The sequence below is a fragment of the Halorubrum sp. SP3 genome (genome assembly GCF_005435195.1).
Taxonomy (GTDB): domain Archaea; phylum Halobacteriota; class Halobacteria; order Halobacteriales; family Haloferacaceae; genus Halorubrum; species Halorubrum sodomense.
Genome location: NZ_SGTU01000599.1, coordinates 1 through 283, shown reverse-complemented (window position 1 = coordinate 283; position 283 = coordinate 1). Strand labels below are relative to the sequence as shown.

General features: G+C 70.3%; 2 pseudogenes. One reads left to right on the top strand and one right to left on the bottom strand.

The features are described 5' to 3' along the window. Window positions 1-103: pseudogene (locus EXE42_RS20510) on the top strand (polyprenyl synthetase family protein); the annotation flags it as partial. A 35-nt stretch (window positions 104-138) separates the two neighbouring features. Here the strand turns inward: EXE42_RS20510 and EXE42_RS20505 are convergent. Further along, a pseudogene (locus EXE42_RS20505) lies at window positions 139-283 on the bottom strand (multicopper oxidase family protein); the annotation flags it as partial.

Here is a 283-nt window from a genome sequence, read left to right as displayed (position 1 = left end):
GGAGCGCGCGCTGGCCGCGCTCGACGACGCCGACCCGCCCGAGACGGAGGCGATCGAGTACCTCCGCGACCTCGCGGAGTTCGTCGTCGTCCGCGAGCGGTAAGCGGAAGCGGGGTTTCGGGCCGCGCTGCTCGGCGTTCAGAGCTCGTAGCCCGCCTTCTCCATGAGGTCCGCGAACACGTCGGTCCCCATCGCCTGCTCGTAGACGATGGCGGTGAGCATCCCGCCGGGGTAGACCCCGCCGTTCCGGACGTGGTCGACCTTGTGGCAGTGCATCGGGTAG